The organism is Shewanella profunda, from assembly GCF_023283765.1.
Lineage (GTDB): Bacteria > Pseudomonadota > Gammaproteobacteria > Enterobacterales > Shewanellaceae > Shewanella > Shewanella profunda.
The window spans coordinates 98,292-110,829 of sequence record NZ_JAKILG010000006.1; the positions used below are offsets into that span (position 1 = coordinate 98,292).

The 12,538-nt window shown below is 46.2% G+C and carries 6 protein-coding genes; 1 reads left to right on the forward strand and 5 read right to left on the reverse strand.

From position 1 onward, the window contains the following. Nucleotides 1-181: 181 nt before the first annotated feature. The 3 genes from L2744_RS05230 to L2744_RS05240 all read right to left on the reverse strand — a co-directional run bounded on the left by L2744_RS05230 (nt 182) and on the right by L2744_RS05240 (nt 6,828). On the reverse strand, nt 182-4,015 hold the full coding sequence (locus L2744_RS05230) for an NAD(P)-binding protein (protein WP_248990917.1): 3,834 nt from the start codon (nt 4,013-4,015) through the stop codon (nt 182-184). 830 nt (nt 4,016-4,845) lie between these two features. After that, nucleotides 4,846-5,814 (reverse strand): GGDEF domain-containing protein, encoded by a 969-nt coding sequence (locus L2744_RS05235; RefSeq protein ID WP_248990918.1) that lies wholly within the window; start codon nt 5,812-5,814, stop codon nt 4,846-4,848. Nucleotides 5,815-5,832: 18 nt separating this feature from the next. Next, a complete protein-coding gene (locus L2744_RS05240) occupies nt 5,833-6,828 on the reverse strand; it encodes a response regulator (protein ID WP_248990919.1) in 996 nt (331 codons plus the stop codon). Between the two features lie 601 nt (nt 6,829-7,429). On the opposite strand from L2744_RS05240, the gene L2744_RS05245 reads away from it, so the two are divergent. Continuing rightward, entirely contained in the window at nt 7,430-8,236 is an 807-nt protein-coding gene (locus tag L2744_RS05245; protein WP_248990920.1) for a crotonase/enoyl-CoA hydratase family protein, read from the forward strand. 74 nt (nt 8,237-8,310) lie between these two features. On the opposite strand, the gene L2744_RS05250 is transcribed toward L2744_RS05245, so the two are convergent. Both L2744_RS05250 and rapA read right to left on the reverse strand, forming a co-directional pair. Beyond that, nucleotides 8,311-9,150, reverse strand: coding sequence for a DUF3530 family protein (locus L2744_RS05250; protein WP_376711934.1), 840 nt, complete (start codon nt 9,148-9,150; stop codon nt 8,311-8,313). A gap of 213 nt (nt 9,151-9,363) precedes the next feature. Further along, nucleotides 9,364-12,270, reverse strand: a complete 2,907-nt coding sequence (gene rapA / locus L2744_RS05255; protein WP_248990922.1) for an RNA polymerase-associated protein RapA — start codon at nt 12,268-12,270, stop codon at nt 9,364-9,366. Nucleotides 12,271-12,538: the final 268 nt, after the last annotated feature.

Genomic DNA, 12,538 nt, shown 5'->3' on the forward strand with positions numbered 1-12,538 from the left:
AATGGTTTGCGGCCTTAATCGTGGGTTGTAACCCATACTGTTACGTCATGTCATCTCTGAGTGTTTATGTAATTAATGACAGCTACAACCAGCCTATCAGTTGTTGATCAAGTACCTCAATATAGAATAGATCATGATCAGTACCAGCAGAGTGCCTACGGTTGCTGGTACTGAACAATTTTTAAGAGCCTTTCTCTGCAGCAGCGAGGATATCTATCTGACTGACAACTTTTTCGGCGGCTTTTTTGCCGGCAAGAAAGGCATGGTCAGAATTGTAGTATTCCCACTCGCTGTAACGACCCGCCAGAGTGATATCTTGCTGTTCCATCCATGCTTTAATCACAGCGATATTTTTAGCGCGTGAGTGGTCATAAATCACATAGGCGTAAGGCATATCCACCAGATTCGCGGTAATCACTTTATCTTCAGCAGTCATCAGTCCCACTTTGATGCAGTCTTCGATACAGCGAGCTATGAGTTCGTCACCATCTACGGGTAATGGTTTCCACGGCGAGTAAGATATTTCACAGGTAAAGCCAAAACCACCGGGAGCATTACATTCAGGACTGGCATTTCCCTGCAAGAAGATGCGATGGAAAATAGTGTCTTCCGGGTAATAGATCCAGTGTTTATCCGTCACCTTTTCACGATTAATACCTATGTTGACGCAGCGGACAGAAATATGACGTAATCCATGTGCGGCATCCTGAATTTCCTTTGGAGCTTCACGGCCCATCAGGCGAACTAATTCAGGCAGTGGCATGGTGCTGATTAAATTGTCATAGTGGAATCGACGACCGTCAGCAAGCACTGCTAGGTGTTTACTTGGCAATAACTGAATAACGTCAGCATTGAGTTCGATTTTACCTTTGATGTGCGGAAGGAAGCCAGAAACCAGCGCCTGAAATCCGCCGTTGATCGGATAGCCAAAGCGTGCATTAGGGCCCATTGATTTAGCCACAGGTTGCAGAGCACCATCGATGATCTCTCCCAGATCAGGTAAAGGTACACGGCCACCCAGCCAAGAGGTTTCCATCTCAGTTAAAGGAATGGTCCATAATTTCTTGTTGTAGGGTATCGCAAAATGTTTGGCGATCCCTGCGCCCCAGACTCCGTAAATAAACTCTTCAAAATTTGGTTCGGCGCATTTAGTCGATATGGTGCTGGCATTTGCACTGACGCTAGTGCCATCCGCACAACAATCTTCCACCTTGGAGGTTGTTGCTGAAGCTGAGATGATATCTTGGCTAGCAGCAGACTCGTTGCGGGGTGCAGGCTTGTAGCGCGCATCAACGGCGCCAACAATACATTCCTTAATTATCTCTGGTGGTAAACCAAATAACGCGCCCTGAAACGGATAGCGCGTATGAATATTTTTGCTGAAAACCCAGGCTTCCCGATTTTGCCAGTGTTGGTTATCGCCTAATAAAATATCGTAAAGTTTTAATACATAGGGGTCATTCGAAAACATAATATGGCCAGCATAATCAAAGGTGAACCCATGGTCTTTGATTGATCTGCACCATCCACCCACTGTCGAATTGCGTTCCAGTAGCAGAGTATCTGCACCTAAATGGTAGGCCGCACTTAAGCCTGTCGGCCCTGCACCAAGAATGGCACAGCTCACCGACTGCATGGCGACTTGAGGACGAAGTGGGTTGATATTCAGAGGTATCTGGGTGCGGGCAAAGTCGTTTTCGTGTATCGGCTCTGGTGATGGTGAGCGGCTTGTTTTGTCCGTCTTTGCTAATGAATCAATTAATTGAAACATAGCATCGGCCGTATGTTCCCACGAGGTGGTTGCGACTATGGCGCGCATTTTCTCTGCCATTAATTTTTTCTGTGATTCAGATGCGGATAATGCGGCTTCACATGCGGCGATAAACTGTGGAATGTCATAGCCTATCGCAACAATTTCACCATAGGGCGTGACCACATCGTTGATGGCGGTACTGACAATAGGCAATTGGGCAGCCATGTATTCCAAGACTTTTGTTGGGCTAATAAAGCGCGTTGATTCGTTGAGCGCGAATGGAAGTAAGCATACATCCCATTGTGCAAGAAACTGGGGTAATGCCTGATAAGGTTGTTGCCCCAAATAGTGGATATTCGAACGTCTTGGCAAGGTATCCGGATTAATTTTAACCACAGGGCCTACCACTATAATTTGCCACTCCGAGTGTGTGTCTGCGAGTGCTGCAAGTAAATTCAGGTCTAGGCGCTCATCGATCACACCATAAAATCCCAGCCGTGGACCATTTATAGTCGCCTGCAGTGGGTGGTTGTTATTGCGATCCAGAGCCTGCTCAAAATGAACTGCATCTACGCTGCTTGGGAAGCAATGTACATTTGGATGTAAATTGCGTTTTGCCTGATACAAACTGGGGCCGCCGGTAAATACAATATCTGCAATATTCAACAAGGCTTTCTCACGTTGTAACAGTTGTTTTGGTGCATTTTGAAATGCCGACAATTCGTCCATGCAATCATAAACAATCATCTGTGCATGTAACTGCTTCAGCAAAGGCAATGCCATAGGCGTGTAAAACCAGACGATAGGATTGTCACCGTCGCGGACCAATGCTGCTATCAATGGTTCAAGTTCAGCCAACTGGTCATCGTGGAACCCCGTCGCATGAATAGGCGTATGGGGTTGGTACACTGTGATATTAGGCGCTGGTGTATAGGTTTTAAGGAAACTTTTTCCTTCGTGATAAAAGGGTTCTTCCACCACAATAATTTCAAAATGTTGTGCCAGTTGACACAATAGCTGCTGGGGTCTTTGATAGACGAAATCCCAGCGCAGATGACAAAATACAATAATGGTTGGCATATAGACTCCTGATGCGATTTGGGCTGAGGTATTTATTTGAAAGTTTTCAATGGATCGTTGTGCTTGCCTAAGGCCTTCGGCATATGAGGCTGGCAAAATTCGCTGCATGTTTTGTGAGGCATCTTCGATATCCCATAGCCCGCTCTGGTGCCAATGGTTCTCGTTCTCCCAATCGTGTCTGGTAATGACCGGGTATAGACAAACCCCGACACATTTCACGCCTTGTTCTAATGCAAGTAGTATTTCTGTCGCGACTTGTTTGATCCAGATCCCGCGACCACTGCCGACATGGCTGGTTTCTGCCAGCAATATGGGGCGTTGATAGCGAAGGTGTAATTCCGCTAACATTTCGTGAAGTGGCCGGCGGCGTGGATTTCCTAAATGCCACGACAATGGGTTATAGGTACCGCATTCCCATTGATTATCGTGATAATAATTGGCGCCGATGATATCGAGATAACGTGGATGCCCACCTAACTCCGGCTCACGTCGTCCGCATAACATGTCCCAGGAATCGTATTGAGCTGAGTTCCAATCGGTTGCCAATTGCCCCCACTCAGGGCGGTCCTGCTGTGGCACGACATGAATGATTGGATCACAGTGCATAAAGCGCGCATTCGGACTGACTTCCAAAATTGCATTACACCCCGCGATGGTGGCTCGCACCAACTGGCGTTTTGCTTCGGTATGTGCGCGCTCATCAAACATGTTTTTGCAGTGGAACAAGTGAACCGATAGCCCCCAACTGGTAAACGAAATTTCATTAAGCGGAGAATAAATGGGCGCAGTATCTGAAAAAGGCGCTAAAAATTCGGCTGCTGCTCTGCAAAAACGTGCGAAACGTGTAATGAATTCGGCTGAATAAATATCGATATCTTCTGGCCAGCCGTAATGACAAAAAGTCCAACAAATTTGTATTCCCAGCTGCTGAGCTGCACGCGCCCGCGGTTCAATTGAAGAGAAGTCGAATTCATTGTTTATTTCGGTGAGGCGCCAGCCAATAGATTCTCTGACTGTGCGGATACCGAACTGTTGTAACAGCAAATAATCGTCAAAGACTTGAGTTAAATGCCCTGTAGACTGATTCATGGATAACGGTTTTTGCGCACGATTTATGTGGTCAGCCCCTTCATATCCTGCCTGCCAAAATGTGGCGAATGGTTCATCGGGAGAGTTGTTCATCGAACCAGGGCTGACAGGATAGTTTTATTGCCAGAGAACATCAGTATCTGTGTTGGCGTCCTGCTCATAAAAAATCCCTCTTTAGTTCACTCTGAGACTTTGCATCGTTCCTGAATTGATGCTGTGGTCGCGCCTGTCATGAATTCCGAACGCTTTAATAAATTCCGATGACAAGAGTCACAATAGAGAGAACTGCAGATCAACTCTGTACGTTATCGAACCCTAGATTATTAATTCAGTGGTTATGATCCGGATGATTTTTCTAGAGAGCGATGAAACACACATATATTCTGCGTTATGAGAAATTGCTAACCATTTGTAATATTGAGAATTTATTGCGGTGTTCAGGAAGTTAACGGGTGATTACTGCGGATAGGTGAACAAGATTGAGAAGCCTTGGCATGTCTTACATTAAGCGATGATCCGTGATCATCAATGCCTAAGCTGGTGTGTAAACTGTTGCAGTGGGTGAAGTATTTCATGAACAACGCCTCACCATTTGCAGATGGCCATGGATTGAGGAGAGTGGGGCACAATTAGGAATCGTTATTTAGGGCGCGTTGACGTTTCGAGATTAAATTTTGTTCGCTCTGGCAAGCTCGTGATCGCGAAACGAGGAGTGAAGTGGTGTTATTCAATTCAAATGACGAGCGGCTCGTATGAAAGAAAGTAAGAGCAAGAGCTTGCCAGACGAACCCTTTGGGCAGCGTTTGGCTGGCGTTTCTGCTGCGTTAGCGTCCATTTATGTAGAATAACTACACGGCACGGACTTTGCCTTGCATAAAAGCCAGCCAAATCGCTGCAAAAATAACCCTGAAAGTCAACACGCTCTAGTCATTTTGAGGCTTGTGAAGCACACTACAGTTGCGACCTTTTTGCTTTGCTTCGTATAAGGCCTTGTCGGAACAGGAAATCCAACCTGAGCTACTACTGATATGCCTACCTATTTCGCACACACCTAAACTCACTGTTACTTTGATTTTCAGGCTTTCATACACTATGGTCGACTCAGCGATTTTTTCCCGTAGACGTTCCGTAAAATGTATGGCATCTACACCGCTCGTTTTGGGCATGACGACAGCAAACTCTTCCCCCCCATAACGCCCTGCACAATCCGTTTCCCGCAAAGATTGGCTGAGAATGTGGGCTATATGCTGGATCACTTTATCCCCAGCGACATGGCCATAGTTATCGTTAATTTTTTTAAAGTTATCAATATCTATCATCACTAGGCTGGCGATATCTGCATAGCGGGCATATAAGTCGAATTCATGCTCTAGGCATTGTTGCCAATGACGGCGATTGTGTAGCTGGGTTAGGCCATCGGTTTGGCTTAGGCGTTCGAGTTGTTCGTTAGCGGCCTTGAGCTGTAGCTTGTTGACGGCAATATCAGTGACATCATACACAATCACGCTGATATGGGTGATTTTGCCTGTTAAGGAGGACAGAGGTAGCAGTGTCACGTTTTGGAACATAAAGTCAGCACGGCCAGTGATTGGGCGATAGTTTTTAAATTGGAACACGTAGGGGCGCTGTTCCCAACTGATAAATGCTCGGTTTTTGAGCATAAAAACCGATTCCATTTTTTGCTTTAACCAAGTCGCGGGCAGATCAGGGAAACGGGTAAATAAGTTTTGGCCTTTGATCGAATTTGGGGAAACACCACTGTGATTCTCCATAAAACCATTCCAAAGTTGGATATTGTAATCGCGATCTAACACCACCAAGCCCACCTCAATGGTCTGCACCATATCAATGAGCCAGTGTAGTTCGTTCATTTCACTTTGGTCGTTTGACATAAGGTTAAATCCAACTGGTTAATCGAGTAAATAGCCAAGTTTATAGCTGAGTGTGGGGATCGAGTCTTCAGTGAATAGCAATAGCAAATCGCATTGAATATCATGATTTTCAATACGATAGTTTATTTCCATCGCTAAAGTTCGGTGCCATTTTTCCGAGTTATCATGGATAAGATCATTGACTGTGCAGTGGCGTCCAAGCACAACTGGATGCGCTTGGCTGAATTTCATATCAAGTTGTTCAGAAATCCCATTAAGAAAGGCACCAATCAAGACGTTACCCGTATCGATAAGTACCTCAATTTCTGTGTTTTTATCTTCAGGATCCGCTAATCCCATCAGTTTTGCCATGTCGTGGAAACTGGAGTCATGGAATAGCAGTAGGGCTTCACCGGCAATGCCCGCACCGATAAATCCTTGGCAGAGAGCCGAAACCGTTGAACTTTCCTCTGTCGCTTTGAGTGCCATAGTGAGTTCACTCACCTCAAGCACGTTCACATTTGGGATTGGCAGTAACACAAATACATCGAGTAACTGGGCAAGTAGATCGGCCGCACGACCCATGGCAACGTTGGCTATTTCTTGGCAAGCGTCGCGCATATCCACCTTGATCATGGGGGTCTCATCGGCGAGATCTTTCTGTGTCAGTGTAAGAATGCCGTATTCCTGCAAGATATTGCTAATAGCATCGGCGCTAACTGGTTTTTGGATAAAATCTAATGCACCTAAAGCTTTTACGCGTTCATGCGCTTTGATTTGAATATCGCCAGAAACCACAATAATGAGCGCTGGTAGATCGTTTTGTTGCACCGTTTGCAGTACTTCATAGCCATCCATGACGGGCATATTGAGGTCGAGAAATACCACTTCCCCTTTACCAGCGCGAATGGCGTCTAATCCTTCGGCCCCGTTGGTGGCGTAAGTAATCTCCACATCCCACTCTTTTGGTAGGGTGCGAGCCATTTGTTTGCGCGCCATAGCGGAGTCGTCACAGATGAGTACAGATATTGTCATGCTGACTGGTGATCCTTATTTGCCCATTTATTGAAGATAACACTTATTTTTCAGGTTCGACTTATGAATTGCGATCTTCGGGCAAATCTGATTTATATTTTTTATTTGTAACCTACAGATTTCATTGATTAATATCATTGATAGCCAGTTGTGGAACCCTTGACTAAAATTTTATGTATTACTGAATAAAATCTTGTTTATCAGCGGCAAAACCTTTAGTTCACACTGTCGATACTAGTGTATTTATTGGCTATAAGGTGTTGGATTGTTGCCCTATTAGCGTTTTATAACAGTGGGCAGCATTCATATCATTTGGACCGCTGATACCTTGTATGCAGGGATTCCTTACCCTACTCTTGCTGAGTGTCAGTACAGTCCACCCTAGGCACTGATTTTTAGTGCAAATAGCATAGGTTGCTGAAAGATATAGTAGGTTGCCATTGAGTTTAATCGCCACAGCCTAACATAAACTTCCACCAAAACTTAATAAGCCTGACAATATTTTGACTAAGGTCAAAATCAAGGCTTATGTTATATCTTTTAGCGGATTAAACCAAATGTGTTAACATTTATTCTGGACTGACCAGTAACGGAATATTTCATGAGTACCCAGTGTGTGAAAGTCACTATCGACGATGGTATCGCTTATGTGCAGCTTAATCGTCCTGAAAAAATGAATGCGATTAACTATTTAATGTTTAGCGAATTAGATAGAACAATTAAAAAAATTCAGAAAAATCGAGCCGTTCGAGTGGTTATTCTTTCGGGGGCGGGGGGACATTTTAGTTCTGGGCTCGATGTTAAAAGTGTTATGTCCGCACCTATGCAAGCGGTGAAATTGCTCTTTAAATGGTTACCCGGAAATGCCAATCTCGCCCAACGCGTTTCCCTTGGCTGGCAGCGATTACCTGTCCCTGTTATTGCCGTGCTTGATGGATGTTGCTTTGGTGGCGGTATGCAGATTGCGCTCGGCGCAGATTTCCGCATCGCTAGCCATGACAGCCAGTTATCGGTTATGGAAGCTAAGTGGGGGCTAGTACCCGATATGGCGGGATTAGTCTCACTTAGGCAAATTATGCCTAAAGATCAAGCCATGCTATTGAGTTTGACGGCTAAAGTTCTTTCGGGAGAAGAGGCACTTGCTCTTGGATTAGTCACTCAGTTAACCGAGCAGCCAATGGTTACGGCCGAACAATTAGCGAGGGAGTTAATGAAAACATCACCCGATGCGACTGCGGCGATTAAGCTCAGTATCAACGCGAGTTGGACTGCCTCAGTACGAAACCTATTAAGCCGTGAGTCATTGAGCCAAATTCGGCTCTTGTTAGGCAAAAATCGTACTATTGCAGCGGTACGGCAGCTTAAAGATCCTGAAAAACCTTATCGTGATAGACAATCGGGTTGGTAATGCTGGCTGATGTTGAGTGCACTCGTGGGGAGGATTGAATGCGTAGTGTTTATAATTTGCTTTAAACCTGCACCTCAATATGCGCCGCTCATTCTGGCGGCGAATCCCTTAATGGCATTTAAACAATTTTGCCAAGCGCTTTCATTATCTAAGTTGAGCGCCAGCGTAGTTTGCCGATAGTTTGGTGTGCCTAAGCTCACGGCCAATATTTTGCGTTGTTCGGCGGTCTCTAGTGAGGCTGGATGACCATCCGGTGATTGAATATCTAAGATTGGCATCGTGAGTTTAGCCAGTTTTTCAGCTATTGCTTGATTATGTGTTTCATCCTCGCTGTAGGGATTGATTACGATCAATACATCTGGATCGGCAATCTTCTTTTGGCTTAGCAGACTAATCAATATTCCCGCACTTTGGTCGGCGGTGATTAACACTCGCTTGCCTGGATAATCTGTCCCCACATTATCGAGCTGTGACATGCTTTTAATTAAAAAGTCTTCCTGCTCTTGCAGGTGTTTATTGCTGTCTTCAGGTTTAATTTTCTGGCTGGGTTTATTGGACGGTGTATTTAATTGCGCTGCCCCTGCTGTTGTGACTTCTTCTGCCGCGGTGGCAAAATTGGGCGCTGGCAATTCTTTTGGGGGCGTTAAACTTAGGCTTGCCCAACCTGCTGGATTGATATTACGGCGGACAAATGCCATCAGGCCGGGGGAGTCAGCCGTGCCATTGGTGGCGGGTAAAATAATGGTTGCGCCGAGTTTCTTTTTCCCTTCCCATGGGCGAACTAATAACTCATAGGGCTTATCATCTATGGTGATGTGTTTCACTTCTTTAGCGGGCAGATAGCTTTTAGTGGGTTTAACTACGGGAGTTTCAGCTGGCGTATTAGGCTCTGCGCTTAGGCAAGGTAAAGTCATCAGGCTTAGGACAAAACCCAAAAAAGCTAAAAAGATGTGTGCCATAGAATGGATAACCACCTGTGTAGTCTTATAAATTCACTTAGCCTGAGTATAACCTGAACACTTATCTCTGGGCGACGTTTTAGATGATAGTCATCCTTTAATAAAAAACGCCCAGAGCATGATTGCTCTAGGCGTCGGTTTAAGAGTTTAGTCTATATGACAGTGTGGTTATACGTGGCTGACCAATACCATACGAATAGCATCTAGCTGTAGCTGACTGGCATCGAGGTAAGTGTTTAGCTCTTGCATTTGGTTACGCAGGTATTCTAACTCTTCCTCACGGATGTTGGGATTGACGGCCTTGAGGGACTCTAAACGGTCTAACTCGCCAGTTAACTGTGTTGTCATCTTCTCACGCGCTTGTATAACTAACTCATCTACGGCAGCCTGTGCGTATTCTTCACCTTTGGCAAACAGTGGATGCAAGATTGGTTGTGAGGCTGACACTAACTTGCCGCCGATATGCCGATTTACCGCGCTCAGTTGTTTATCAAAGCTGGTGTAATCCACTTTAGCCGACAGATCATTCCCATTTTTATCCAGCAAGATGCGGATAGGTGTGGGTGGTAAGTAACGGTATAACTGGCTCGACTTAGGCGCAGAAGCATCGGCCATGTAGATGAGTTCTAAGAATAAAGTGCCAGCAGGCAGGGCTTTATTCTTTAATACTGCGACACTGGTGGTGCCCGTTTCTGAGCCTGTGATCAAATCTAAGCCCGTTTGCACTAATGGGTGCTCTTGGGTGATCAGCGCAATATCATCGCGGGATAGCGCAGTATTACGGTCAAAGGTGACTGTTACGCCATCTTCTGGCAGACCTGGATAGGTCGGAAACATCATATGTTCACTCGGGCGCAGGATAATGGAATTCTCACCTTTATCCTCTTGATCTACACCGATAATGTCCCATAGACGGATCACTGAGCCAATGAGTTGGGTATTCTCATCGTTTTGGGCGAGGCGCTCAACAATGGCCTTTGCCCTATCGCCGCCGTGGGAGTTAATTTCCAGCAGCTTATCGCGGCCCTGTTCCATCGCGTGCTTGAGTTCTTTATAGCGTGTCTGAGTATGGTTGAGCAGATTCGTGAGTTCATCCGCGTCATCACCCACAAGTACATTGAGCAAATCTTCAGCAAATTCAGCGTAAAGCACATGGCCGCTTGGGCAAGTGAGTTCAAAGGCATTGAGCCCTTGGTGGTACCACTGCATTAGGCGTTCTTGTGCCGTATCTTCAAGGTATGGCAGGTGGATTTGGATATCATTTTTTTGACCGATACGATCTAAACGCCCGATACGTTGTTCTAGCAAGTCAGGGTTGAGTGGTAAATCGAACAGCACTAAGTGGCTGGCAAACTGGAAATTACGACCTTCTGAGCCAATTTCAGAACAGATCAGCGCCTGTGCGCCACCTTCCTCTTGGGCAAAGTAAGCGCCCGCTTTATCGCGTTCGATAATCGACATGCCTTCGTGGAATACGGTTGCTTGAATACCTTCTCGGGTGCGCAGGGCTTCTTCAAGGCTGAGTGCGGTTTCCGCTTGGCTGGCGATGATAAGCACTTTCTTACTGCGGTGGGATTTTAAAAACGCGATCAACCAATCCACGCGTGGATCGAATTTCCACCAACTGGCGCTGTTATCTTCAAATTCTTGATACAGTTTTTCAGGGCTTAAGGCTTGCGCCGCTTTGGCCTCTAAGGTTTTATGCCCGCCCATCATACTACTCACACGCGCAGCGGTGAGGTATTGCTCTGGCATGGTTTGAGGATGCGGATTAAAAAAGCGCTTTGGAAAGCCTTTTACCGAGGCGCGGCTGTTACGGTAGAGCACGCGACCCGTGCCGTGACGGTCGAGCAGTTCTTGCAGTAATTCGCTGCGGGCAGCCTGTTGTAGTTCGCTATCTATGCCGTCGGCTTGGATTAAGCGAATGCTAGGCGCTATGTCTTTTTCGCTGAGTAATTCGGTAAGGCTATTAATCGCGGTATCGGGTAATTTTGTGTTGTCCGCGAGGGCTTCTGCGGCAATGGCGACATCTTTATAGCTGTCTTCTTCGGCGAGGAAAGCATCGTAATCGTAGAAACGATCCGGATCGAGCAGACGCAAACGAGCAAAGTGGCTTTCGTGGCCGAGTTGATCTGGCGTTGCAGTTAATAGCAATACGCCTGGCACGACTTCACTTAAAGCTTCAACCACTTGGTAGGCACGGCTTGGTGCTTCTTCGGTCCATTCTAAATGATGCGCCTCATCGACGACTAACAGATCCCAATCGGCATCTAGGGCTTGATCGAGGCGTTTCTTTTTACGCAGTAATTCGAGTGAGCAAATCACTAATTGTTCTGTATAGAAAGGGTTGTCATGGTCGGCGTAGGCTTCAACGCAGCGGTCTTCATCAAACACTGAAAAACGCAGGTTAAAACGGCGTAGCATTTCGACTAACCACTGGTGACGCAGAGTATCAGGGACGATAACGAGTACTCGCTCGGCGCGACCAGTCAACAGTTGTTGATGAATAATCAGGCCTGCTTCAATGGTTTTGCCTAAACCCACTTCGTCGGCGAGCAATACCCGCGGCGCATAACGGCGACCAACTTCATGGGCAATCCACATTTGATGTGGGATCAGGCCAACTCGTGGACCTTGCAGACCGAGCAAATCAGAGGTTGCCAGTTTATGGCGTAACATTTGGCACTGATAACGCACGCCAAAACGATCCAGACGGTCAATTTGGCCAGCAAACAAACGGTCTTGGGGTTTGTTAAAGCGAATATTGTGATTTAACAGGGTTTCACGCAGGGTGACTTGTTCGCCCGTTTCGCTATGAATACCGTGGTAAATCACTAAGCCGTCTTTTTCGGTAAGTTCTTCAATGGTTAAGCTCCAGCCCTCGTGGCTTTCAGCCGTATCGCCGGGATTATAGATGACGCGTGTCAGAGGGGCTTCTGCTCGGGAGAACATGCGATTCTCACCCGTGGCCGGGAATAACACAGTGACCATTCGGCCTTCTACTTGAACCACAGTTCCTAAACCAAGCTCTGACTCGGTATCACTTATCCAACGTTGACCTAAGGCGAACGGCATCTTAAATTCTCATTTCTGGGCGGACTTTAACAAAGGGCGCGTATGTTATACCAATACTGGCAATATTTGAATCGCTCTCTCACCCGTTAGAGCCTAATTCCCCAAACGCTAGATTACAAATTGAACAAGTAAGAAAATTGTCGTAGTCGGACGCGGATTTGTCATGCTACTGTCATATCGAGGGACCTACACTGCCCTCGAGTCACAGACTTAAACAATGGCAAACTTAATTGAGCTTTGGTGAGTTTGGTGCCAGTATTAATTTAAG